We start from the raw sequence: 23,848 nt of genomic DNA on the forward strand, positions 1-23,848 counted from the left end.
TTGCAATCATGATGCTGTAACTTTAATTTTCTTTTTAAAAAAATCTTTTATTTTTTCAATAACATAGCCAAAATCCATTAGTCCCCTGTCAGCAGTAGCTCTTTTGGTCAAATATATGCCCAAAGGTAACATTATTAGCGTAGAAAGCCATGCTCCAAATATGGGATGAATATTTCCCTCTTTTGCATAATTACCGGCAAAAACGCCGATAAAATAATAGGTTAAAAAGAGCACAATTGCTATAACCATGGGTAAACCAAGCCCTCCTTTGCGAATAATAGCGCCAAGTGGCGCACCAACAAAAAACAGGATTATGCAGGAAAGGGCAAGGGCGAATTTTTTGTGTAAAGACAATATGTGCATATTATATATTTTATATCGCCGTTGTAATTCTTCTTTTTTACCGAGCACAGAATTTAAAATATTTGATATCGAATTCTTTGCTGCATTAACAATATGAATTCTTCGGTCTTCCCTGTAAAGATCCAATACATTGTCTATTTGCACAGTATCTTTTTCCTGAACAAGAATAGGTAGCACCTCCTTTTTTGTACTTTTTAAAACGGTATCCAAAATAATTTTAGATTCAGTAGTTTTTAGTGTCGTATCAACCTTAGTTTTAGTAGTTTTTAGTGTCGTATCAATCTGAGATAGAGGAAGAAATGCACCCATTCTATTGGTAATGTTCTTAGAAAAAGCAGCAACTATTTTCACATTGTTTTCCCGTAATGAGTCGATATCCTTATTGAGTCTGGATACATTTTTCATTTTATCGGTTCGCACATTACGTTCTTCTTCCAGATCCTGATCATTCTGGGGGATTTCAATATTTATGGTATATGTCTCAAAATTAGACCGTGCAAATGGAGATTTATCCTTTCCCGAACCGCTTTTTACCGCAATTTCCTCATAATAATGACCATCAGTTAGGACCAATTGTATGATATCAGATCCCTGGCTACTTCTAAGTTCGCCCGTCTTGGCTTTAATAACGGTATTATTTTTTTCAAGATTTGTCTTTTTATGAATGACTACCTCCTTCAGATATTTATCGTTCTCACCATACTTTTCATCTACTTTGATATTAAACCCTTCAACATCACTAAAAACGCCTTCTACGATAACAGCTGCTGGTTTTACTTTTGCAATATTTCGCCTTAGGTTATAGATTTTTTGTTCGGAAGCCGGAATTACACTATTCGCAAAGAAAAATGCTACTCCACCAAGAAATATCACTAAAATTATTAGAGGCAACATTGCCCTTTGCAGAGAAATCCCGGATGCCTTCATTGCGGCAAATTCATAATTCTCGGCAAAAGCTCCAAAAGTTAATATAGAAGACAGAAGTACCGTAAGAGGCAGTACTTTTTCTGTTAGGTTTGGCAATAAGTAAAAAAGAAACTTACCAATAATAATAATATCCAATCCTTTACCGGCCAAATCATCAATGAATAGCCATATCGTCTGAAATACGAAGATAAACATCAATATCAGGAACGAACTAAAAAAATTATAAAGAAATCGTTTTAAAATGTACTTATCTAATATCCGCAATGGTCTAGTTTCTTATGATGTAGTACCCTTCTTCTTTGTACTTGTTTTCATCAAAAGTAAATAAGGTTTTTGATAATTGCTGATCAGTTTTAAAAGAATTAACAGTAATCGTAGTGATTGTGCCGTTCTTACCGGTTTCAATGAGTTTATATATATGTTTGGTTTCTACATCGATGCCTAGCAGAATAGATGTTATTTCAGAATTTGTATCAATAGGGATAAGCTTGACAAACTGAATTTTTCTGCCCTGAACATTCTGTAATATATCCCATTCATAGTTGTGACCTTTTTTATAAAAAGTCAGCATTTTTGAAGGTGTTATCGTATTTTCCTCTTCAGATTTATCCTCTATTGTAACTTCTTCATTTTCCGGGACTATGGTATATACTTTAGCACCATCATATAACTGTTGAGAACCTAAATAATTAAAAAGGTACTTTTCGCCTTCCAGGGTGACGTCTCCACGTGTCTCCTGATCTACATTTGCCTCAGTATTGTGTAAAGCAAACTTGAAATTTACCGCAATATTATCATAACTCATAACCTTGTTATAGACTTCATCCAGAAGAGCCTTAGCTTTATCTGAAGATTGGGCCTGAGCATAAATGGCTGAAAAAACGAATGCCACGATAAGAATAGAATATTTCATTTTTTATTTTATTTCATTACTTAATAACTGATCCAAGGCGTAAATATCGGAAACCAATACCTGCCTTGCTTTGCTTCCTTCAAAGGGCCCTACAATACCTGCTGCTTCTAACTGGTCTATTATTCTACCGGCCCTGTTGTAACCCAATTTTAACTTGCGCTGTATTAGCGATGCAGAGCCTTGCTGTGCATTAACAATTACTTCTGCAGCCTCTCTGAACAAGGCATCCCGGTCAGAAATATCATAATCAATACCTGTGCCAGAATCATCCCCAACATATTCCGGTAATAGGTGCGCTTCAGGGTAGGCGCGTTGTGAACCAATGAATTCTGTAATCTTTGCCACTTCCGGTGTGTCCACGAATGCACATTGAAGCCTTGTTATATCGTTACCTTGAGTGAAAAGCATGTCGCCCCGTCCAATTAGTTGATCAGCTCCCTGGGTATCCAAAATAGTCCTTGAATCTATTTTTGAAGTTACCCTGAAGGCAAGCCTGGCCGGAAAATTTGCCTTAATTAAACCCGTAATAACATTTACTGATGGTCTTTGTGTTGCAATTACCAAATGGATGCCTATTGCCCTTGCCAACTGTGCCAACCTTGCAATCGGCGTTTCTACTTCTTTCCCGGCAGACATTATTAGATCGGCAAATTCGTCAATAACCAATACAATATAAGGTAAAAATTTGTGGCCGTCGTTTGGATTAAGCTTTCTGGCTTTGAACTTTACATTGTATTCTTTAATATTTCTAACCATGGCCAACTTTAGCATTTCATAACGGTTGTCCATTTCTATGCACAAAGAGTTTAAGGTATGAATCACTTTAGTATTATCGGTTATTATAGCCTCTTCAGAATCAGGTAGTTTTGCTAAATAATGCCTTTCAATTTTATTGTACAAGGTAAGTTCTACCTTTTTCGGATCAACGAGGATAAATTTTACTTCTGCAGGATGCTTCTTATAAAGCAATGAAGTCAGAACCGCATTTAAACCAACAGACTTACCCTGACCCGTTGCGCCGGCCATTAGCAAGTGAGGCATTTTTGCTAAATCTACCACAAAGGTTTCGTTGCTTATGGTCTTGCCAAAAGCTATGGGCAATTCCATTTCAGCTTTTTGAAACTTGCTGGACGCTATGACAGAGCGCATAGATACAACAGATGGATTTTTATTAGGAACTTCAATACCGATGGTTCCTTTACCCGGTATTGGGGCTATAATTCGAATACCCAAAGCTGCCAGAGACAAGGCAATATCGTCTTCTAAATTTTTTATTTTTGAAATACGCACCCCCGCAACAGGAACAATTTCATATAAAGTAACCGTTGGCCCAATGGTAGCCTTTATCTGCGCTATGCCAATCTTGTAGTTCTTTAAAGTCTCAACAATCTTATTTTTATTTTCCTCAAGCTCTTCCTGATTTATGGTAATCCCTCCAGACGCACCATGTGCATCAAGCAGGTCCAGATGTGGAAACTTATAATTGGCTAGCTCCAAAGTGGGATCAAATTCGCCAAAATCGGCAACTAATTTTTCAGAGAGAATATCCTTTTCTTCTTTTTCTTCCGTAATTTTCTCTACTTCCATTTCTATGGAATCTTCCTTAGGAGGCATCCCTGAGGTACTATCATTATCTCCCGGGTTGTCCACTTCTGTAATTAAAGGGGGAATATCCTCCTTATGGGTATAGGTGTCAACGACGATAGGGAGTTCTTTATCAATATCCATTAGGATCTCTTCTCCACTACTATTTTGAAATTCTGTAGCCAGAGATTTAGACTTTCGCTTAAAAAAGGCTGCAATACCTTCAGGTGAGAACTTAAACAGGCGAACCAGAATAACGGTAAGGCCAAATACCAAAAGCAATAAAACCCCAATTTTACCTGTATAATCCTGTAAAAAATCATTCATTTCATAACCTACAAGGCCTCCCAATAAAGGGCGTTCATAAGCGAAAAACCCCAGCGCGATTGAGAGCCATATCACAAAAACCAATCCCCAAATCCACTTGCTTAACAACCCTTTTTTATCAAGGCTTAAAAACATGTATAAGCCTGTAATACATAATAAAACGGGAAAAATAAAAGAGGCCACGCCAAATCCTCTATACATAAAGAAGTGGCTAACGCTTGCTCCAAATTTATTCAATAAGTTATTTGCCTGCTCATTCCTGTCTGCAAATTCGGTAAGAAGGCTTTGATCGGCCTGCCATGAGAAATAAAAGGAGGTAAATGAAAAGAAGAGGGCAATGCTGAGAAGTACCAAAAGGCTTCCCAGGATAATTTTATTTTGTTTGGACAACTTAAAAGAAAAACCTTTTTTAGAAGAAGCGGGCCTTGTTTTTTTTCTCTTCTTTGCCATTGAATAATCTATTCTTTGGGGTAAAAATACAAATTTACGAAGGAAGGACTATCTACAATCGTCCTAAATAATTTTTGGGACATAGATGATAAATCCAATGATGGTTGCTGCTAATGAAACCAGCATAACAGCTCCTGCAGATATGTCTTTGATAAACCCAATTTTCTCATCAAATTCAGGTTGTATATAATCTGACATTTTTTCAATAGCAGTATTCAGGCCTTCTACACCGAGCACCAATGCAATTGCAAATATCTGTAAAATCCATTCGGTTTGTGATATCTCAAAATAAAACCCGACAAGGGTCATAATAAATGCAATGACTACCTGGATTTGAATACTACTCTCCGTACGGATTAAAAGCCAGGCTCCGCGAAAAGCATACCCAATTCCCTTTATCCGGTTAACAATCAGATTTTCTCTAGGCATCCATTAAAGCTTCGAGAGCCGCTTTGTAATTTGGTTCGTCTGCAGTTTCCTGTACCTGCTCCGTATAAATTATCTTGCCATCTTCATTCAAGACTACAATCGCTCTTGAAAGTAAACCCTGAATTGGACCATCTATATACTCCAGACCATAGGATTTACCAAAATTCCAATCTTTAAAGTCAGATAGTGTTTCAACATTATCAATTCCTTCAGCGCCACAAAACCTGTTCATGGCAAAAGGTAAATCTCTTGAAATGCATAAAACTATCGTATTATCTAACTCCGCAGCCTCTAAATTGAACTGACGAACAGAATTGGCACAGGTTCCGGTGTCTATGCTGTGAAATATATTCATTACTACTTTCTTTCCTTTGTAATCAGACAGCTTACTATCTGACAAGTCGCTTTTTGCTAAAGTGAAGTCTGGGGCAGTGGTCCCAATCTCCGGAAGATTTCCTGATGTATGTATTGCATTTCCCTTAAGTGTTACAGTAGCCATTTTATAATTTTTAAAATTCTGTGTGAAATTAAAAAATAAATGATTGAAATGATAGGTGAAAGATGGAAAAGTTAAACATCATTCAATTATAAATCAGGTTTACTTATTCAGGAAGCCTATGCGGAGGCCAAATGCTTAATTTTTATTCCCAAGGCAGCGAAGAAAAGTGTGGTAATTGGACTTAACCAATTGAAAATAGCAAAGAAGAAATAATCTGCAACACCTACACCTAATACTCCGCTATGATATGCTCCGCATGTATTCCAGGGGATAAGCACGGAGGTCACCGTTCCGGAGTCTTCCAGAGTCCTGCTTAGATTTTCAGGGGCTAACCCCCGGTCTTCATATGCCTTGGCAAACATTTTTCCCGGAACTACAATGGCAAGATACTGATCAGATGCCGTAACGTTAAGTGCAAGACAGCTTCCTACTGTACTTGCAAAAAGCCCAAATGTTGTCTTGGCCAGCCCAAGTAAGGACTTAGTAATTCTTGATAACGCGCCTATTCCATCCATAATACCGCCAAATACCATGGCACATACAATAAGCCATATGGTACCTAACATCCCCGACATACCTTTTGCAGAAAATAAATCGTTAAGTGCCGGGTTATCTGTTGCTACGGAGGTTTTAATTGTAATCGCATTCAATATTCCTTTATACCCAGATTCAAAATTTAATTCTTTGGCACCTGTAATTCCTGCAACGATATCGGGTTGAAACCACAAAGCGAAAATTCCACCCAGTAAAGTGCCAATAAGCAAGGCGACAAGTGGAGGTGCTTTTTTTATAATCATAAGAATCACCGCTAATGGAACCAGAAACAACCAGCCGTTTATAGTGAAGGTTGAATCAATAGATTTCAGAATACTTTCTGTGTCAGCTATGCCAGTCGTTTCGAGATTCAGGCCTATAATTATAAATACCAATAAGGTAATGGTTATTGTTGGAATGGTGGTATAGGTCATATATCTGATGTGTCCGAATAAATCGCCACCAGCCATGGCAGGGGCAAGATTTGTGGTATCACTCAGGGGTGACATCTTATCACCAAAATAAGCTCCCGAAAGCGCGGCACCTGCTGTCATACCCATAGGAATGCCCAGGGCATCCCCAATTCCTATAAGGGCAATACCAACGGTAGCCGAGGTAGTCCAGCTGCTGCCTGTCGCAATTGAAATTATGGCACAAATAATTAAACTGGCCGCAAGAAATATAGTAGGGTTAAGAATTTGAAGGCCATAATAGATCATTGCCGGGATAATCCCACTTATCATCCAGGTTCCTGCCAGGGCCCCAACCATCAGGAGTATTAATAAAGCACCGGTAGTGGACTTCACATTTTCGGCCACTTCTGCCAACATCTGTTTATAGGTAGCCTTATTAAAAAAACCAACAATAGCGGCTACGGCACCACCCATTAACAAAATAAACTGATTAGAACCACCAATAGCATCGTCTCCAAAAACATAGACGTTGTAGGCAAGCATTCCTACAAGGGCAATAACAGGGATTAATGCCTCCCAAATATTTAGTTCCCGGTTTTCAACTATATGTTCCTGTTGTCTGTATTTATTGGATTTTTTATCGGCCATATGGTTGGGTTAGTTGATTCGTAATATTACAACTTTGGCCGCTGTTCTGCAAACCCCTAAATCATCTATGCAACAGGAGATGCGACTTTATGATCGAGGATGTGCAAACTTTGCATGCATTCCTTCATTAATTTATATGTTCTCTTAATATCATTATCCAAGCCAATAGAAAAGCGGATAAGTCCATCAGATAAGCCCATATCTTTTTGCTCTTCCAAGGGGATTTCCGATGAAGTGGATGTGCCAGGTGCACTAAACAGCGTTTTATAGAATCCAAGACTAACGGCCAAATAACCAAGGTTTTTCTTTTGCATTAACTCCATCAGGCTATTTGCATTTTCAAGGCTACCTACATCTATGGTCATAATACCCCCATACCCATATTCGGAAACCATCTGCTTTTTCATAGTATGGTACCCGGGATGTGATTTAAGACCCGGATAGACCACCCTAAGCCCGTCTTTCTCAAAATTTTTGGCCAGGTATAGCGCATTTTCGCTATGTTTTTTCATTCTGATATGAAGCGTTCTCATATTTTTTAGAATAAAAGATGCCCGGAGGCTATCAAGAGTACTGCCGAGAAGCATCCCGGCTCCATCATGTACATCCTTTAGGCTGAGGCAAAACTCCTTTGTCCCGCAAACCGCCCCTGCAACACTATCGCTGGTTCCATTTATAAATTTAGTCAGGCTATGGATCACTATCTCCGCCCCTAATTTTCCCGGAGCAATAGATAAGGGTGAAAAAGTATTGTCTACAACCAGAGGAATATTATACTTTTTGGCCAATTTAGACAACGCTTTTATATCAGCTACTTCCAATAAAGGGTTGCTTATAGATTCACAGAATATCATTTTGGTATTCGCAGTAATTGCCTTTTCTACAATTTCAATTTTTGTAATGTCTACAAATGAAGTATCGATATTGAATTTTCTAAGAAAATTTTTCATAAAAGCATAAGTGCCTCCATAAATAGTCCTGCTACTGACAATATGGTCTGACGAATTACATAACTGCAGGATAACGGCTGTAATTGCTCCCATGCCACTTGCGGTGACATTTGCCGTTTCTGTTCCTTCGAGAGCTGCAAGAGCTTCTCCCAAATAGAGATTGGAAGGGGAGGAGTGTCGGCTATATAAGTAGCAACCTTCAGTATTCCCTTCAAAAGTATCGAACATAGTTTTAGCGGATAGGAAAGTATAAGTGGACGAGTCGGATATAGACGGATTTACACCCCCGAATTCGCCAAAATTGTGCAATTCCTGAATTTTGTCTGTTGCATTATGTTTCATAACAGCTTAAGTTTTGTCGTATAAAATTATTGAAACACAGATTGAAAAACAACAATAATTGAATATAATAGAAAATAAAACTATATTTATGTGATAAAATAGATTATAAGTTTATTTTTATATAGATAAAGTAGTTTTTAATGTAAATAAATCATGATTAAAATAGACGCAAAAGACAGGGAAGTATTGGCACTCCTTCAAGAGGATAGTAAAAGGACAACCAAGGAATATGCAAACCGACTTGGACTTTCAACCACTGCGGTATATGAGCGGATAAAACGGTTGGAAAAAACAGGTGTGATTACCAGGTATGTGGCTTTGGTTGATAAGAATAAGGTAAACAAGGCTTTTATGGTACTCTGTCATGTTAAATTGATACAACATATAAAAGAGTATGTGCTTCAGTTCGAACGGGAAGTAGTTCAGCTGGAAGAAGTTTCGGAATGCTATCATATTAGCGGGGATTATGATTATATCCTTAAGGTTAATGTAAGTGATATGGAAACTTACAGAGAGTTTATGGTGACCAAGCTGACGGCTATTAAAAATATTGGAAGCACCCAGAGTTCTTTTGTGATTAATGAGGTAAAATACAGCACCGCCTTACACTTTTAATTAAACTTGCAGTTTGGGTTTTCTTAAGCTCTGTTTCTCTTATGTCCTAAACAAAAACATTTGTACTTTTGTGATCTTATTATCTGAATATCCCTTTATAAAACAATCTTTTACTTAAAAAAAGAAGACTATGAATCAATATGATGTGGCCGTTATAGGCTCTGGACCAGGTGGGTATGTTGCTGCTATCAGATGCGCACAATTGGGCATGAAAACTGCCATAATCGAGAAATATTCAACTTTGGGAGGAACCTGTCTTAATGTGGGTTGTATTCCTTCCAAAGCGCTGTTAGATTCCAGTCATCATTATGAAGAAGCGATAAAACATTTTGAAGATCACGGCATAGAAATCCCCGGAGAAATAAAAATAAACCTTGAAAAGATGATTGCGCGTAAGCAAGCAGTAGTAGATCAAACTACCAAGGGGATTCAGTTTTTGATGGATAAAAATAAAATTGATGTTTTTGAGGGCAAAGGAAGTTTTAAGGACAACACCCACATCACAATAGAACCATCAAAAGGACAGCCGCAGACTATAGAAGCCAAAAATATAATTATTGCAACAGGCTCTAAACCTTCAACGCTGCCATTTATCAAACTGGACAAAGAACGTGTAATCACTTCTACAGAGGCCTTAAAATTAAAGGAAATACCTGCACACATGATCATTATTGGCGGTGGTGTGATTGGGTTAGAATTGGGTCAGGTGTATAAGCGATTGGGCTCTGAAGTTACCGTTGTCGAGTATATGGATAGAATTATTCCCACAATGGATGCAGCACTTTCCAAAGAGCTTTTAAAAGTCCTGAAAAAACAAAAAGTAAAATTTCTGCTTTCACATAAGGTGAAGTCGGTTGAGCGCAAGAAGAATGAAGTAATCATTAAAGCCGATGACAAAAAGGGAGTCGAAGTGATTTTAAAAGGCGATTATTGCCTGGTATCAGTGGGTAGAAGGCCCTATACCGATGGTTTAAATGCCGAAGCCGCAGGTGTTCAATTGGATGATATGGGCAGGGTAGCAGTGAACAACAATTTACAGACCAATATTCCTAATATATACGCCATTGGTGACGTAGTTAAAGGTGCAATGCTAGCGCATAAAGCCGAAGAGGAGGGTACTATGGTCGCTGAGATTATTGCCGGTCAAAAGCCGCATATTGATTATAATTTAATTCCCGGCGTTGTCTATACCTGGCCGGAAGTAGCATCAGTTGGAAAAACTGAAGAAGAATTAAAAGAAGCCGGTGTGGAATATAAATCAGGCCAATTTCCAATGCGCGCTTTAGGAAGATCCAGAGCTAGTATGGATATCGATGGTTTTGTAAAAATTCTTGCAGATAAGAAAACAGATGAAGTCCTTGGAGTACACATGATAGGTGCCCGATGTGCCGATCTGATTGCCGAGGCAGTCACTGCTATGGAATTCAGAGCTTCAGCCGAGGATATTTCGCGGATGAGTCATGCACATCCAACCTATGCCGAAGCAGTAAAAGAAGCTGCTCTGGCCGCTACGGATGACAGAGCTTTGCATATTTAATGAGTTGAATTATTTCTGAGAAGTTTAAGGTTTACTAAATTTAATATGACCTGGAATTGTTGGCAGTCATTTTTAGCTCTTTACCAATCCAATGCTTCTAAGTATCCTGTAAATACTTATTTTTAATATCCTTTGCGTATAATTTACCCATGGCTCCAGCTTACTTCTGAGATCTATAAGCCCGGCACTTATACCTTGTTTAATTTGGTCTTCATTCCTGGTATAAAACAAAGCCAGAAAGGAGCATACAAACATAAAAGCTATGGCTGCGGGAATCAATAAGGCGGGCGACAAGGCCTGGTAAAAGAATCGATATAATCCAAGTCCGGTAAAACTTCCATACAGAATAACAAAATGAATAATATAGATGGATAATGTGTTCTGACCTATTTTTAACACAGTCCTGCTTGTAATGAACTGACGCAATAGCATAAAGACAGCAAAGGCAATAAGTACGTCTCCCAATCTGATAAAAAGGTAATTATTTGCGGAAATAGCTTCAAACAGCTGTATCCCGGTTATTGATGAGACTGCTAAAAACAGATCTGATGAATAAAAGATTAGCAATATACCTGTAAGTGCCGCAATAGAAATAGCTGCAGGATAAAGAGATTGAGAATTTTTATATTGAGTAAACAGATAAGAGAAAAAGCCTCCAATAGCAGTATATCCAAACCATGGTATTATAGTAAATACAGACCCATTTGTTCTGGTAAAATAATTAGCCAAAGCATCCGGCAGTATCTGAAAGGTCCATTTGGAATATATTGGTTCAAAACTAAAAAGCAAACAGCTTATACTAAGCAATAATAAAGGGAAGACATAATTTTTTAGTTTACTGCTAAACAAATACAAACCAATAATACCCAGGATTGATAAGCCTATAATATGCAAGACATCAACAAGGAAGAAGGAAGTATACAATTCGCCCTTGAATAATCCTAAGATATTCAAACGGAGAAGATACCCAATAAACAATAGTTGAATACCGCGTTTAATTCCCTTTTTTATTCTTGGATTGTCAAATCCTTTCTCTGGTACACGAATTAACAGATAGGTAAAAATAAATCCGGAAACTGTAAAAAACACAGGAGCTGTGATACCCCTGAAATAGCTCCAAATGCTAAATATTATACTATCAGGATCCCTGAATGAATTTTCCAGCAGTCCATCCACAAAATGCCCTTGTAGCATCATAAGGATTGCCCAGGCTCTCATGGCATCTATAAAAAACAGTCTTGCAGTTTTACTTCTCATACCTAACAACTACCCTATATACTTGTTTAACAGCGCGTTTGGATGTTTAAAAATGCAAAATTAGCTAAATTACTCGCAATTCAGCCTTATTTGAGGTATTTTCGTCAACTTTAAAAATTCACTTATGTCAACAATATTAGCGTTTGCCGGAAGCAACTCCTCAACCTCAATTAACTTCAAATTGGTGCAATATACCGTAGGTTTAATTGGCGACAAACAAGTACAACTTTTAAATATGGCTAATTATCCATTCCCTTTGTATAGTGAAGATAATGAGCGGGAAATGGGTTTTTCTAATTCACTGGTAGAATTGCGCAACTATATTATGGAAGCCAATGGGATAATTATTTCTGTTAATGAACACAACAGTAACCCTTCTGCATATTTTAAAAATGTTTTGGATTGGTTGTCGCGCCTGGAAAAAAAATTTTTGGAAGATACCGAAGTGCTGCTTATGTCAACCTCCCCTGGTAAGCGTGGCGCAATTGGATCTTTGGAAACTATCGAAAAATTATTACCAAGATTTGGTGCAAATATCAGCACAACCTTTTCTTTACCCTCTTTTTACGAAAATTTTGACCCGGAGAAGGGCATCACCGATAGTGCGCTTGCAGAAAAGCATAAAATGGCCCTGGCCCAATTTTTATCCAAAGTCTAAAGGCTTTACAGATAACTTATCTTTTCAGATTAACTATATCCATGCTTTTGCAAATGATCTTTTATAGATATGGTGAAAAGATTGGTTGCCCTTGCAACTTTGATTAATTTTGTAAGGTGATAAACCAGTTTAAAGAACATATTGCAGTAAATTTTCCGGAACTCCTTGAAAACCACTTTTTAGTTGCTTGTAGCGGGGGTGTCGACAGTGTGGTATTAGCCCATCTTTGTTCCTTAAATAAAATGGACTTCTCCATTGTTCACTGTAATTTTCAATTGCGTGGCTATGAAAGTGACATGGATGCCTTTTTTGTAGAAGATTTAGCCAGAAAACTCGGAAAAAAAATATATATAAAAGATTTTGATACAGATAGTTATGTAAATATAAATAAAGTTTCACTTCAAATGGCAGCAAGGGAATTGAGGTACCGCTGGTTTGAAGAATTAATGAAAAAGAACAAGATAAAAACCCTGGTTACGGCACATCATGTAGATGATAATTTAGAGACTTTTATTATTAACTTGTCCAGAGGTACGGGTATCAAAGGGCTTACAGGTATCCCCGCCAAAACTTCGAATATAAGCCGGCCACTTTTGATTTTTTCCAGGGCACAAATCATGCAATTTGCTGAAATTAAGAATATAAGTTGGCGTGAAGACCACAGCAACCTTGATAAAAAATACCTCAGAAATAAAATCAGAGAAGATGTTATTCCCAGATTAAGGGAATTGCACCCCGGCTTTCTTGGGAATTATGAAGCCACAAGAGCAAACCTGGAAGGCAGTGCGGCTCTTCTTGAGAATTACCTTGCGGAAATTAAACAGGAGCTTTTTCAGCAAGAGGATGATTTAATTAGAATCCCCATAAATTCTCTTTTAAAATTAGATCCGATAAAGGTCTATATGTATGAGTTATTTCATCAATATGGTTTTAAAGAATGGAACGATGTAGTAGGGCTTCTGACAGCTACAAGCGGAAAGGAAATTTATTCTCAAACACACAGACTGCTAAAAGACAGGCAGTATCTGCTATTACAGCCGCTGCACCCTTCAACAGTTGAAAAATTTAAAATCGATGCGGTTTCAGGGACTATTACCAAACCCATAAATATGAAAATTGATGAGGTCAAAGCAATGGGTGAGCAGTCTAAAAGGATACTATATGTTGATAAAGAAACGTTAAACCATAAGCTTAGCATCAGAAAATGGGAAAAAGGAGATTACTTTTACCCCTTCGGGATGAACGGCACAAAAAAGGTCTCAAAGTTTTATAAAGACGAAAAATTGGATCTGATCTCCAAAGAAAAACAATGGCTTTTGTGCTCAGGTGATGCGATAGTATGGATTATAGGCAGAAGAGGGGATGATCGTTTTAAAGTAACACCCAAAACAAAAAATATTTTAAGATTTACCATTACGGAATGAGAATAGTTTTAGCATTTATTGTTTTTATAACCTTTGCTGTTGCAGGCTTTAGTCAGAACGAAGAAGATCCTGTAGTTTGGTCGCATGAAGTTAATAAACTAGCGGAAAATGATTATGAATTAATCTTTAAAGGAAAAATCGCTGACGGCTGGCATATTTTTTCTCAGTTTACAGATGAAAATGGTTCTTTACCCAGTGAATTCACTTTTCTGAAGAGTGGTGAAGATTATGAATTGGTAGGCACGGCCAAGGAGAGTGAAACAACTACAGAATACAGTGATATTTTTGAAGTAAACGAGACATTCTTTTTAGATGAAGCAGTCTTTACGCAAAGAATCAGGATGCTCAATACGGCGGTATCCCAAATAGATGTGGAGCTTTTCTATCAGGTATGTAAGGAAGTATGTATTCCAAAAGAGCATACTTTTAGGATATCCCTGAGCGGCGGGAATGTAGTTATTGAAGAAGCAATACTTGACGACAAAGACCTGGCCCTTAGTTCTGCTTTAAAGCTCAACTTAAAAAATAAAGAAAAGCTTAAAGGAAATAATAGTGCCAGCCTTAATAAAGGCTCTGGTCTGTGGATGATATTTGGTCTTGGATTTTTAGGAGGCCTGATTGCATTGCTGACTCCCTGTGTATTTCCAATGATCCCACTTACAGTTTCTTATTTCACCAAACATTCTAAGAAGAAATCTGCCGGTATTTTTCAGGCCTCTTTATACGGTTTTTATATTGTCTTAATCTATTTCTTACTTAGCCTGCCCTTTCATTTATTTGATTCGGTAGATCCGCAGATTCTTAATACAATAGCTACCAATATATGGCTCAACATTGCCTTTTTTGTTGTTTTTGTATTTTTTGCATTCTCTTTTTTCGGGTATTATGAATTAACATTACCCAGTTCATGGTCCACTAAAATGGATAGCGCATCTTCCAAGGTAGGAGGAGGGTTAGGAATATTTTTTATGGCATTAACACTGGCCATAGTATCTTTTTCCTGTACCGGGCCAATTTTAGGAGGTCTTTTAGGAAGCACTACTTTGGCTGAAGGTGATGTCGCATACAATCTGTCTGCGGGTATGCTGGGATTTGGAGTTGCTCTTGCATTACCCTTTGCCTTATTTGCTATGTTTCCGACATGGCTAAACACCTTGCCTAAGTCCGGGGGCTGGATGAATACCGTTAAGGTATTTCTTGGGTTTCTAGAATTGGCACTGGCTTTTAAGTTTTTATCTAATGCAGACCTTGTTGGCAATTGGGGTTTATTTAAAAGAGAAATTTTCCTGGGGATCTGGATTCTTCTTTTTGTTCTCTTGGTGTTATACTTATTTGGAGTTATCAGATTTGCACATGAAGGGCCAAAACAAAAGTTATCTAAAACCAGGATAGGATTTGGCATTTTAACTGCTGCTTTTACCATTTATTTGGTTTTAGGTGTTTTTAATATTACCAGCCTTAAATTATTAAGTGGGTTTCCACCTCCGGATTTTTATTCCGTTGTGGAAAAAGAAAATAATTGCCCGCTTGGACTTAATTGTTTTAAAGATTTTGAAGAAGGGTTGGCATATGCCAAAAAAGAAAGTAAACCTATCTTACTTGATTTTACCGGATGGGCCTGCGTTAATTGTCGAAAAATGGAAGAAAACGTCTGGAGTGAGCCTGATATTTACGAGATACTTAATGAGGATTATGTACTGATCTCCCTATATATAGACGACAGGAAATTACTCCCCGAAAACGAAAGATTTGATTATAAGTTTGATTCAGGAAGGGTGAAAAATATTGAATCTATTGGCGAGAAATGGGGTACTTTTCAAACATTGAACTTCGGGGCGGCATCTCAGCCCTATTATGTGTTGTTATCACCTGATCTGGAGGTCCTAAATTCTTCAATTCAAAATGCGGATAGTGAAACCTATAGAAATTGGTTACAACTTGGGCTTAAAAACTTTGATGAGCTTAATAAAGGCGAATTGACAAGCGCATTACCATAGGACTTTTATACGCTTCGCTACTGAGATTATCACTCAATATCCAAATCGCGTTTTTTAAAGTCTGTGAACGTATTTATAACAAACGGATCAAAAAAAAGATTAGAATAATTTAAGTAGCTGCCTATTTTTTTATCTTTAACATCAAAGACTTACCCTTGAAGAAAATAAAAAAAATCCTCCTTATTTTACTGGCATTACTGGGAATTATATTTCTTGTCGTATTCATCTTCATACAAACCCTGAAACCCGACTATGAAGGTGAAAAACAACTATTAAATCTGTCTGGTGAAGTATCTGTATACTATGATTCCTATGGTATTCCCCACATTTATGGTGAAAACGAAGAGGATGCAATCAGAACCCTTGGCTACGCGCATGCCCAGGACAGACTTTGGCAAATGGAATTGTTGAGAAGGGTGGCCAGAGGCGGGTTATCAGAGGTTTTTGGTTCTAAATTACTATCAACGGATAAATTTTTTCTTTCCCTGGGTATTGATGAGGCCTCTGCTAAAACTATCGAACAGCGGGAACCTACGAATAGGACAATACAGCTTACCGAGGCGTATTTGGATGGGATAAACCAATTTATAGAAAATGGGCCTACGCCGGTTGAGTTTTATCTGACGGGTATTGTCAAGGAGCCTTTTAGCCTCAGGGATGTTTATAATTCCATTGGCTATATGGCATTTAGTTTTGCAATGGCCCAAAAAACAGATCCATTACTAACCGAGATCAAAAATAAATTAGGCCCTGAATACCTTAAAGATTTGGAAATTGATGTGGATATAAATACCGAATGGATTAGGAATTATAAGTCTGCACCTGAAAATTCTAAAGAGGCTCAAATGGTTGCTTCCATCTCAAAAGCATTGACTAATTTGCCAATTCCTCAGCTCGAGGGGAGTAACAGTTGGGTAATGGCCCCTGCAAAAACAAAATCAGGAAAGGTAATCCTGGCGAATGATCCACACATTGGGTTTGCCCAACCATCCGTATGGTACGAAGCCCATGTTAGTGCTTCGGGCTACGAAAAATATGGCTATTACATGGCAGGGATACCCTTTCCAGTTCTCGGACATGATAGAAATCTGGCATATGGGGTTACTATGTTTGAAAATGATGACGTTGATTTTTATTATGAGGAAACACATCCTACTGACCCTAAAAAATATAAAACCAAAGAGGGTTGGGAGAATTATGAAATTGTTTCTAACCTCATTAAAATAAAAGACAGCGCTGATGTAACCTTTAGTTATAAGAAAACGTATCACGGACCCGTAATGGACAGCATATCCAATAAAATTTCAGGTGATAAACCTATTAGCATCTCCTGGATCTATACTAAATTGGAAAATAGAGTGCTGGATGCATTATATGGGTTAAGCCACGCTAAGAATATCGCGGAATTTCAAAAAGCTTTGCCAGACATACATGCTCCCGGCTTAAACATTATGTATGGGGACAAAGAAGGTAATGTGGCCTGGTGGGCAGCGGCAAAATTATACCAGATGCCAGATAGTGCTCAGACCAAGTTAATTATGGATGGAACTTCCGGTGCTTATGAACCATTGCGTTTTCTGGATTTTAGCGAGAATCCATCCGCCGTTAATCCGCCCTGGAACTATGTCTACTCAGCCAATAACCAGCCAGATTCCATTGCCGGGATGCAATACCCCGGGTACTATTTACCTGAAAACCGGGCAAAGCGTATCGTGCAATTATTAGAAGCGAAGGATGATTGGGACAAAAATTCAATGATGGATATGATCATAGATGGCACCTCTTCTGTAAATCCCGAAATTATAACAAACCTTGCCAAACTTGTCAATGTTAAGAAGTTAAGCGAAGAGGATATTAACCTTCTGGATAAACTAAGCTCCTGGGATGGTGATTCTCCCTTAAATAGTGTGGAAGCTACTATATTTCACAGATGGATTTACTTTTTCCTTAAAAATACATTTGAAGATGAATTAGGTCCTGACCTTTTTCAACAATTTTTGACGACCCATTTTCATAAACGGCTGATAGCTCCAATGGCCCGGAAAAAAACATCAGTTTGGTGGGATAATACCCGAACGGAAGAGACAATAGAAAGCAAGAAAGATATTGTTCTAACCTCCTTTGTAATGGCCTTGAAATCATTAAAAGAGGAGTTTGGGGAGAGGAGTTCACAATGGTCCTGGGACAAAGTACATACCCTGGAACATGGCCATCCAATAGGTCAGGTTGAAATGTTCCGTTCTTTTTTTAATGTGGGCCCATTTCCTGTACATGGAACCAGAGAGGTGATCAATAATATGTTTTTCCCATACACTGAAGATGGTCAGAATAAAGTAACTACAGGGCCATCTACAAGACGTATTGTTGACTTTTCGGATATTGAGAATAGCATGAGTATTTTACCTACCGGTCAGTCCGGGAACCCATTTAGCCCCCATTACAAAGATCAGGCACAAATGTTTATCAATGGTGAATTCAGGAAAATGATGATGAATAAGGAAGAAATTATGACTACTTCGAAGTCTTTACTGCGGTTATCACCCAAAGAAAATTAAACCATACATACTTTTTATTTATGAGATAATACTTTGTCCGCACTCTTTATGCAGCAAAGGTCTTTATCTATGTTCTTTTTATAAAATAAATTATAGCATAGATATAAAAGTATGCTTTCAAAAGTCTATGGTAGTGCTGTATTTGGAGTAGAAGCAACTACCATTGCTGTAGAAGTAAATGTGGACGGGGGAATAGGCTATCATTTGGTTGGTCTGCCCGACAATGCCATTCGGGAAAGTAATTTCAGAATTGCAGCTGCCTTACTCAATAACGGCTATAAAATTCCCGGGAAAAAAATCACCATCAATATGGCCCCTGCCGATTTGAGAAAAGAGGGTTCCGCTTATGATCTCACCCTTGCCCTTGGTATCCTTTCGGCTTCGGGCCAAATTTTTGCAGAGGAATTAGAGCGATATATCATTATGGGAGAACTCTCCCTGGATGGCAGTCTTCAGCCCATAAAAGGCGCTCTGCCAATTGCCCTAAAAGCCAGGGAAGAAGGCTTTAAAGGCTTTATTCTTCCCAAAGTAAACTCCCGTGAAGCGGCTATTGTTGAGGGTCTGGAGGTATATGGGGTTGATAAGATCGAGGAAGTAATTGCTTATTTTGATAAAAGGGAAGCCCTGGAACAAACCCATGTGGATATCAGGGCTGAGTTTTATAAAAACCTGGATTTTCCGGAATACGATTTCTCGGATGTGAAAGGACAGGAAAGCATAAAACGTTGCATGGAAATCGCCGCCTCCGGGGGGCACAATATTATTCTGATTGGACCTCCGGGTGCAGGAAAAACCATGCTAGCGAAACGATTACCCTCCATTTTACCTCCTATGACGTTACAGGAAGCTTTGGAAACCACGAAAATTCATAGCGTGGTGGGGAAGATTAAGAACATGGGATTGATGTGTCAGCGCCCGTTCAGAAGTCCGCACCATACTATTTCAGATGTGAAATTCCTTTTTGTGTCGGTAATAATTTTTATTATCTTAGTGCTTTCAATAGTGTTATATTAATATAACAGAAAACTTGTGTTTTTGTTTTAAATTCAAGCGTACATCGTATCATGTTCAAAATTAATACTATAGCTATATATAGTCAAGAAATTTATATCCCACTTATAAATAATTATTAACCTTTATCATCATTATGCTCGCCATATACTGCCGTATTTCTGTAGACCGTGAAAATCAAAAATCTATAAAGGAACAGGAGCTTTTGGGAATAGAGTTTGCCACTGCAAATAACTTAAATTACAACATATACATAGATAAAGGTATTTCAGGTGGTGGAGACATTTCCAAACGTCCAGCATTTGAAAGGATGATAAACGAGATACAAGACGGTAAGATTACAGCGGTTTATGTTTGGAATCAAGACAGAACGGAAAGAGAAGAAATTACATGGTTCACTCTTGCCAATTTAATTGTTGAAAATAATATAGAATTATATGAAAATGGCAAATTAATAGACTTAAACGACCCCACAGTCTATTTTATGAGAGGCATGATGAGTCAAATGAATGCCTTATATAGAAGAACTACCTCAAAGAAGATAAAAGCTGTTCTGAAACGCAATGCAGCAGAAGGAAAGAGAGCAGGCACTTATCCCTACGGTTATACTAAGGATGAAAATGGAATAATGGTTATTGATGATGAGGAAGCAGTAATAATAAAACGTATCTATGCTTTAAGCCTGGAAGGTAAAGGAACTCGAAAAATAGCGGAAATACTTAATGACGATAATATACCCACTCGCTATAATAAAATAGCCAGTAAAGGCGGTAAAGACAGTAATCTAGTTCACCATCCAGTTAATAAAACCAAAACAATAAGAGATAGGAAAAATATCAAGTGGAGCGATAAAACCGTTAGAGGCATTATTCAAAATACGGTCTATAAAGGAGAGCGCAAGTACATGGGAGAGCTTTATGACGTTCCCAACATATTTGAGCCATCCTATTGGCAGAAAGTAAATGACCATTTGAAGGAGAATCGAAATACACAGCATGGCAATGCCAAGAAATATGACTACCTACTTCGGGGTATATTAAGATGTGGTAGGTGTGGAAGAAACTATCATGGTCGTGTAGCCAAAAGAGATAATTTTTACCAATGTAGCAGTAAAAGAACTAAACACGAAAAGTGCGGTAACCGTGCTATAAATAGACCATTTATTGAAAGAATTGTATGGAATGACTTGTTTGCCGATGGTGAATTTAGAAAGCTATTCATTAAATACATTGAAAAACAATCAGATAAGTCAGAATTAGACAGTCTTAAAGCAAAACGTAAAGAATTTCAGAAGGAATCATCAAAGCTGGATAAACGTCTGAATAGAGCCATTGAATTACGAATGGATGATGAGATTACTGAAACCGAATTAGCAGTTCAGCGAAGCAAAATAGACTCAGAAAAGAAAAGATTAAAGAGTAAAATTTATGATATAGATGAAAAACTTAGTATTAATAATAATTTAGATACTATTAAGATTGAAACTGAAGCTGACCTTGATAAAGCAATAGATACCACTAAATTCAATGAGAAGAAAGCCTTTATAGATAAGTATATAAGTTCAATAATGGTTGTTTATGAAGATGGGTTTTATTGTCTTCCTATAAACTTTGTATTAAAAGGAATGCAACCCCAAATAAAATTTATCTCCAAGAATTACAAAGAACGATATAGTATTTTATTGGATGCAAGCGAATTACCTGGTGGAAAAGAGAATAACCATATTATGCCAACTTTGATTCAAGATGGTGATATACATTTGAGTTTAATTGATGCATCTGAAGGTGATCATTCCGAATATTTCTTCAAAAAGAAGCAAAAAAAGACGATTTAAGAGCTTTTATAACTTAAATAATACCTAACCTTAGAAAAGAGATCGTAGCTTAAAACGCATCTAAATAGCCTTAAATTAGATGTTTCAATGCTATTGTGTAAAAGCTATTTCTTTAATTTAACGGCAGTACCATAAAGATACATTCCCGTTCCGCCAGCGATTCCAGCACCGATTATTGCATCAAAACCTTCTTTTTTGCATTCATCAATCAACATATTTGAAGCGTCATACATATTTATTCCAGCCATAAGAACAAAACGACTTTCCAATATCTCACCTTTAAAGGCAAGGTCAGATGTGTAAATTTTAAAGGTTGCTAATTTTTTAACAAGTTGTTCGCCCTTATTATCTCCCCAAAATCCCATGATTTATTATTTAGTTTATTGGTTAAATGTAATGGCAGAATATTAGAAGATGTATGATATTAGTCATATAATATTTAGCAGGTCAGTTATTGATTAGTAACCTATTTAATAAAATTTTACCACCCTTTTATGTTCAAATCTCATTCGGTACATTACTGTATCTATCTAAACTTTCTCCTTCTTTGAACTGTCCTATACCTATAATCTCATCCTTTTCTATATCCCAAATAACCTCAACGAAGAACTTGTCTATTGCATAAAGCACAAACTTAGAATTACCTTCTATGACAATATCCAGGAACTTGCCTTTTGAGAATACGGTATCCCATTGATTATCTTCTGATAGTATTTTGTATTCGTAAAGTGTCATGGTACTAAATTAATTATGTTGAGTGCAACTAAAATGCAGGATTAATATTATTTACATCGCATCAGTGGGAAGTGCTGTAAAATACTCTTTGAATTAAATTGATGCGAGTAAAATAGTAATGAATTAATTTACTATTTGGATATATTTTGTTTTCAATAGTATGAACCTTTATTTAGGTTCTATATCATGGGTTCAAAAGACATTATATCCTAGTTGATATACACAATATTGGTGTTTCACAACTAATTATTTGTATTTCGATATTCTAACGATAGGTTTGAAAGAAATATTAAACTTATCATGAGGAATACAATAATCAGATTATTCATCTTACTGTTAGTAATTAGTAGTTGTTCAGAAGATGACCCGATAAAACGTTATAATCTTAACACAACTATTTCCCCTTCCGAAGGTGGTACTGTTTCTCCTTCTTCGGGAACTTTTGATTCCGGAGAGACTTTTACCCTTACTTCAACACCATCCGAAAACTATGTTTTAAAAAATTGGAGTGGGGATGTAAATGGTGTTGAAAAAACAATATCTGTTACAATGAATTCCGATAAAAATATTACTGTCAATTTTGAAAAAACAGACTCTGATGGTGATGGAGTAACTGATGATATAGACGAATGTCCAGACACCCCAAACGGAGAAACCGTTGATACCAAAGGTTGTTCAGATTCTCAAACTGATGGTGATTCCGATGGAGTTACGAATGATTTAGATACTTGTCCAAATACTCCAAGTGGTGAATCAGTTGATACTGATGGTTGTTCAGATTCACAAAAAGATACAGATGGAGATGGTATAACTAATGATGTAGATACGTGTTCTGATACTCTATCAGGAGAAACAGTGGATACCAACGGTTGTTCAGATTCTCAGAAGGATTCTGATAATGATGGTGTTACTGATGATTTGGATACGTGTTCTGATACTCCATCAGGAGAAACAGTGGATACCAACGGATGTTCTGATTCTCAAAAGGATACTGATGGAGATGGAGTAAGTGAAGAAGTAGATACCTGTCCAAATACTCCTTCTGGAGAAACTGTTGATACCAACGGATGTTCTGATTCTCAAAAAGATACAGATGGAGATGGTGTAACTGATGATGTAGATACCTGTCCCAACACTCCTAGTGGTGAAACAGTTGATTTTGAGGGTTGTTCTTCTTCACAGATACCCACCTATCTTCCAACGGATGGTATTGTTGCTTGGTATCCATTTAATGGAAATTCAAATGATGGAACCGGAAATAATAATAATGGTATTATAAATGGTCCAGTATTATCCACAGATAGAAAGGGAAATAATAATTCTTCTTATTACTTTGATGGTGTAGATGATTATATAAATGTTACAAATCCAACTGTTCTTAATTTTCAAGCTAATCAAAGTTTCTCTGTTAGTTTCTACTATAATTCTGATTCAGATATGCCCATGGATTTCGGAGGTATCATATCAAGACACGCTTTAATTAACAGTCAACCATATTTTGGTTGGCAGATAACCCGAACTAAAAATGAATTGGCTTATGAGACTATGAACGGATGTTTTGACTTTAATTTGGATGCCTTAAGTCATTCTCAATGGTCTCATTATGTATTTGTGTTTGATAGGTTAATAGGAAATTTAAAGGTTTATAAAAATGGTAGTATTATAGTTAATGATGACTGTAGTGGTATAACCGAAAATATGATTACTGATTATGACCTAAAAATAGGAGCAGATAGAGAGGGAAAGAACTTTTCAAAAGGAAAAATTGATGATATTGGTATTTGGAATCGTAAACTAACCGTTCAAGAAATTCAAAACATCTATAATTCAAGTAATAATTAATCCA

General features: G+C 37.1%; 18 protein-coding genes and 1 pseudogene. 9 read left to right on the top strand and 10 right to left on the bottom strand.

Going from position 1 to position 23,848, the window contains the following annotated elements; translation table 11 throughout:
• Positions 1 to 6: 6 nt before the first annotated feature.
• From Q0874_RS08575 to Q0874_RS08605, 7 genes are all read right to left on the bottom strand, one after another.
• Positions 7 to 1,533, bottom strand: coding sequence for an LptF/LptG family permease (locus Q0874_RS08575; protein ID WP_299163224.1), 1,527 nt, complete (start codon positions 1,531 to 1,533; stop codon positions 7 to 9).
• 25 nt (positions 1,534 to 1,558) lie between these two features.
• Positions 1,559 to 2,203 (bottom strand): outer membrane lipoprotein carrier protein LolA, encoded by a 645-nt coding sequence (locus Q0874_RS08580; RefSeq protein WP_299161914.1) that lies wholly within the window; start codon positions 2,201 to 2,203, stop codon positions 1,559 to 1,561.
• Positions 2,204 to 2,206: 3 nt separating this feature from the next.
• Complete coding sequence (locus Q0874_RS08585; RefSeq protein ID WP_299161916.1) at positions 2,207 to 4,564, bottom strand: DNA translocase FtsK; 2,358 nt, start codon at positions 4,562 to 4,564, stop codon at positions 2,207 to 2,209.
• Positions 4,565 to 4,627: 63 nt separating this feature from the next.
• Positions 4,628 to 4,993 (bottom strand): diacylglycerol kinase, encoded by a 366-nt coding sequence (locus tag Q0874_RS08590; RefSeq protein ID WP_299161919.1) that lies wholly within the window; start codon positions 4,991 to 4,993, stop codon positions 4,628 to 4,630.
• Positions 4,986 to 5,492 carry a thiol peroxidase gene (gene tpx / locus Q0874_RS08595; RefSeq protein ID WP_299161921.1) on the bottom strand — a complete coding sequence of 169 codons (507 nt, stop codon included), beginning with the start codon at positions 5,490 to 5,492 and terminating at the stop codon, positions 4,986 to 4,988. Before tpx ends, Q0874_RS08590 begins: the two co-directional genes overlap by 8 nt.
• Positions 5,493 to 5,608: 116 nt before the next feature.
• Positions 5,609 to 7,087 carry a Na+/H+ antiporter NhaC gene (nhaC, locus tag Q0874_RS08600; RefSeq protein WP_299161923.1) on the bottom strand — a complete coding sequence of 493 codons (1,479 nt, stop codon included), beginning with the start codon at positions 7,085 to 7,087 and terminating at the stop codon, positions 5,609 to 5,611.
• Positions 7,088 to 7,152: 65 nt separating this feature from the next.
• Positions 7,153 to 8,379 (bottom strand): aminotransferase class I/II-fold pyridoxal phosphate-dependent enzyme, encoded by a 1,227-nt coding sequence (locus tag Q0874_RS08605; RefSeq protein ID WP_299161925.1) that lies wholly within the window; start codon positions 8,377 to 8,379, stop codon positions 7,153 to 7,155.
• 153 nt (positions 8,380 to 8,532) lie between these two features.
• On the opposite strand from Q0874_RS08605, the gene Q0874_RS08610 reads away from it, so the two are divergent.
• Complete coding sequence (locus Q0874_RS08610) at positions 8,533 to 8,994, top strand: Lrp/AsnC family transcriptional regulator (protein WP_299161927.1); 462 nt, start codon at positions 8,533 to 8,535, stop codon at positions 8,992 to 8,994.
• A gap of 130 nt (positions 8,995 to 9,124) precedes the next feature.
• Complete coding sequence (lpdA, locus tag Q0874_RS08615; protein ID WP_299161929.1) at positions 9,125 to 10,531, top strand: dihydrolipoyl dehydrogenase; 1,407 nt, start codon at positions 9,125 to 9,127, stop codon at positions 10,529 to 10,531.
• 72 nt (positions 10,532 to 10,603) lie between these two features.
• Here the strand turns inward: lpdA and Q0874_RS08620 are convergent, their stop codons facing one another.
• Positions 10,604 to 11,788 (bottom strand): acyltransferase family protein, encoded by a 1,185-nt coding sequence (locus Q0874_RS08620; protein WP_299161931.1) that lies wholly within the window; start codon positions 11,786 to 11,788, stop codon positions 10,604 to 10,606.
• A 124-nt stretch (positions 11,789 to 11,912) separates the two neighbouring features.
• On the opposite strand from Q0874_RS08620, the gene Q0874_RS08625 reads away from it, so the two are divergent.
• The 6 genes and pseudogenes from Q0874_RS08625 to Q0874_RS08650 all read left to right on the top strand — a co-directional run bounded on the left by Q0874_RS08625 (position 11,913) and on the right by Q0874_RS08650 (position 21,267).
• Positions 11,913 to 12,446 carry an NADPH-dependent FMN reductase gene (locus Q0874_RS08625; protein ID WP_299161933.1) on the top strand — a complete coding sequence of 178 codons (534 nt, stop codon included), beginning with the start codon at positions 11,913 to 11,915 and terminating at the stop codon, positions 12,444 to 12,446.
• 116 nt (positions 12,447 to 12,562) lie between these two features.
• Complete coding sequence (gene tilS, locus Q0874_RS08630) at positions 12,563 to 13,870, top strand: tRNA lysidine(34) synthetase TilS (protein ID WP_299161935.1); 1,308 nt, start codon at positions 12,563 to 12,565, stop codon at positions 13,868 to 13,870.
• A complete protein-coding gene (locus tag Q0874_RS08635) occupies positions 13,867 to 15,867 on the top strand; it encodes a cytochrome c biogenesis protein CcdA (protein ID WP_299161937.1) in 2,001 nt (666 codons plus the stop codon). Before tilS ends, Q0874_RS08635 begins: the two co-directional genes overlap by 4 nt.
• A gap of 155 nt (positions 15,868 to 16,022) precedes the next feature.
• Positions 16,023 to 18,422 carry a penicillin acylase family protein gene (locus tag Q0874_RS08640; RefSeq protein ID WP_299161939.1) on the top strand — a complete coding sequence of 800 codons (2,400 nt, stop codon included), beginning with the start codon at positions 16,023 to 16,025 and terminating at the stop codon, positions 18,420 to 18,422.
• Between the two features lie 111 nt (positions 18,423 to 18,533).
• Positions 18,534 to 19,373 (top strand): annotated as a pseudogene (locus Q0874_RS08645) (YifB family Mg chelatase-like AAA ATPase); the annotation flags it as partial.
• Between the two features lie 196 nt (positions 19,374 to 19,569).
• Positions 19,570 to 21,267, top strand: coding sequence for a recombinase family protein (locus Q0874_RS08650; protein WP_299161941.1), 1,698 nt, complete (start codon positions 19,570 to 19,572; stop codon positions 21,265 to 21,267).
• Between the two features lie 104 nt (positions 21,268 to 21,371).
• Here Q0874_RS08650 and Q0874_RS08655 read toward each other — a convergent pair whose 3' ends face one another.
• Both Q0874_RS08655 and Q0874_RS08660 read right to left on the bottom strand, forming a co-directional pair.
• Positions 21,372 to 21,632 carry a hypothetical protein gene (locus Q0874_RS08655; RefSeq protein ID WP_299161943.1) on the bottom strand — a complete coding sequence of 87 codons (261 nt, stop codon included), beginning with the start codon at positions 21,630 to 21,632 and terminating at the stop codon, positions 21,372 to 21,374.
• A 133-nt stretch (positions 21,633 to 21,765) separates the two neighbouring features.
• Positions 21,766 to 22,002, bottom strand: coding sequence for a hypothetical protein (locus tag Q0874_RS08660; RefSeq protein ID WP_299161945.1), 237 nt, complete (start codon positions 22,000 to 22,002; stop codon positions 21,766 to 21,768).
• Between the two features lie 300 nt (positions 22,003 to 22,302).
• On the opposite strand from Q0874_RS08660, the gene Q0874_RS08665 reads away from it, so the two are divergent.
• Positions 22,303 to 23,844, top strand: a complete 1,542-nt coding sequence (locus Q0874_RS08665; RefSeq protein ID WP_299161947.1) for a thrombospondin type 3 repeat-containing protein — start codon at positions 22,303 to 22,305, stop codon at positions 23,842 to 23,844.
• Positions 23,845 to 23,848 lie beyond the last annotated feature (4 nt).

This window comes from uncultured Eudoraea sp., from assembly GCF_947490415.1.
In the GTDB taxonomy this organism is placed as follows: Bacteria; Bacteroidota; Bacteroidia; order Flavobacteriales; family Flavobacteriaceae; genus Eudoraea.

What these genes read in the sequence shown, in the direction of transcription:
- Q0874_RS08580 (WP_299161914.1), bottom strand. Translation starts at nt 2,203, where the DNA reads ATGAAATATTCTATTCTTATCGTGGCATTCGTTTTTTCAGCCATTTAT.
- Q0874_RS08585 (WP_299161916.1), bottom strand. Translation starts at nt 4,564, where the DNA reads ATGGCAAAGAAGAGAAAAAAAACAAGGCCCGCTTCTTCTAAAAAAGGT.
- Q0874_RS08590 (WP_299161919.1), bottom strand. Translation starts at nt 4,993, where the DNA reads ATGCCTAGAGAAAATCTGATTGTTAACCGGATAAAGGGAATTGGGTAT.
- tpx (WP_299161921.1), bottom strand. Translation starts at nt 5,492, where the DNA reads ATGGCTACTGTAACACTTAAGGGAAATGCAATACATACATCAGGAAAT.
- nhaC (WP_299161923.1), bottom strand. Translation starts at nt 7,087, where the DNA reads ATGGCCGATAAAAAATCCAATAAATACAGACAACAGGAACATATAGTT.
- Q0874_RS08605 (WP_299161925.1), bottom strand. Translation starts at nt 8,379, where the DNA reads ATGAAACATAATGCAACAGACAAAATTCAGGAATTGCACAATTTTGGC.
- Q0874_RS08610 (WP_299161927.1), top strand. Translation starts at nt 8,533, where the DNA reads ATGATTAAAATAGACGCAAAAGACAGGGAAGTATTGGCACTCCTTCAA.
- lpdA (WP_299161929.1), top strand. Translation starts at nt 9,125, where the DNA reads ATGAATCAATATGATGTGGCCGTTATAGGCTCTGGACCAGGTGGGTAT.
- Q0874_RS08620 (WP_299161931.1), bottom strand. Translation starts at nt 11,788, where the DNA reads ATGAGAAGTAAAACTGCAAGACTGTTTTTTATAGATGCCATGAGAGCC.
- Q0874_RS08625 (WP_299161933.1), top strand. Translation starts at nt 11,913, where the DNA reads ATGTCAACAATATTAGCGTTTGCCGGAAGCAACTCCTCAACCTCAATT.
- Q0874_RS08635 (WP_299161937.1), top strand. Translation starts at nt 13,867, where the DNA reads ATGAGAATAGTTTTAGCATTTATTGTTTTTATAACCTTTGCTGTTGCA.
- Q0874_RS08650 (WP_299161941.1), top strand. Translation starts at nt 19,570, where the DNA reads ATGCTCGCCATATACTGCCGTATTTCTGTAGACCGTGAAAATCAAAAA.
- Q0874_RS08655 (WP_299161943.1), bottom strand. Translation starts at nt 21,632, where the DNA reads ATGGGATTTTGGGGAGATAATAAGGGCGAACAACTTGTTAAAAAATTA.
- Q0874_RS08660 (WP_299161945.1), bottom strand. Translation starts at nt 22,002, where the DNA reads ATGACACTTTACGAATACAAAATACTATCAGAAGATAATCAATGGGAT.
- Q0874_RS08665 (WP_299161947.1), top strand. Translation starts at nt 22,303, where the DNA reads ATGAGGAATACAATAATCAGATTATTCATCTTACTGTTAGTAATTAGT.